Genomic DNA, 1014 nt, shown 5'->3' with positions numbered 1-1014 from the left:
CTGTTTGCGTCATCAAGTATGCATAGAGCGCCTGTAGGTCCGCATCTTCCGCACCGGCAAACGATGTATAGGGATGGGCCGGGTAGAGGTGATGGCCATCGCGGCTGATGCCCTCGCGCATGGCACGCTCGAAGGCCGGATAGGACCAGCCCCCGATACCGTTGGTCACGTCCGGGGTGATATTGGTCGCGTAGACAGTCCCGAAGGCAGTATCGAACCGCCGCCCGCCGGCAAAGGGCGTTCCGTCACTGCCCACATGGCAGACATTGCAGGCGCCGACTGCCGCGGCCAGCCTACCTCGCTCGATGGTGGCGGCGCTGTAGACGTTCGTATCGGGCCTCTCGATGGTGGCGATGGCCGGGCGCCAGGGCGACGCCATCGTCGCCAGGCCGGCGATCGCCGCCACGGCACCAGCCGCAGACAGACCGAAGTTCCACCATCGCTTCTTGGGCGCAGACGTCGTGGTCGGCGCTGCGGACGCATCGCCCCTTAGTGCCGACAGCACCAGCTCCGGTGTCAGCGGCAGTTCGCGGAAACGGATGCCAGTCGCATCGTAGACCGCGTTGGCAATGGCCGAGGCACTGGGGACAGAGGCGGATTCGCCGACACCCAGCGGCGGCTCGTCCTGACGCGGCACCATCAGCACGTCGATATCGGGCAATTCCGGGAAAGTGATCAGCGGATAACCACCCCACTCCTTCGAGGTAACGGCGGTGGAGGAGAATTCGACGCGCTCCTTCAACACGCGGCTGGTCGACTGGATGACGTTGCCATGGATCTGGTGCTTGACGCCGTCGGGATTGATCATCATCCCGGAATCCTGCGCGCACGTTACCTTCGTCACCGCGATCTCGCCGGTCTTGGTGTTGACCGCAACGTCGGCCACCCAGGCAGCCCAGGCAGCCGCCTTGCCGGGGAAGGGACCGTGGATATAGACGGCATAGGCAAAACCCCGCCCGTAGAGCAGGTCCCCTTCGCCACCGAGCGTGCCCCATTTGGTGTGAGGTACCCAAT

The 1014-nt window shown here is 64.5% G+C and carries 1 protein-coding gene; it reads right to left on the bottom strand.

What is annotated here, in order from left to right; all coding sequences use genetic code 11:
* Window positions 1-1014: molybdopterin cofactor-binding domain-containing protein (locus tag EQW76_RS28695; RefSeq protein WP_143123527.1), on the bottom strand; the 1014-nt coding region annotated here is incomplete at both ends.

The organism is Rhizobium sp. rho-13.1 (genome assembly GCF_007000305.1).
In the GTDB taxonomy this organism is placed as follows: domain Bacteria; phylum Pseudomonadota; class Alphaproteobacteria; order Rhizobiales; family Rhizobiaceae; genus Rhizobium; species Rhizobium rhododendri.
Note: the sequence above shows the minus strand (reverse complement) of the source record. Positions and strands in the feature narration are given on the sequence as shown.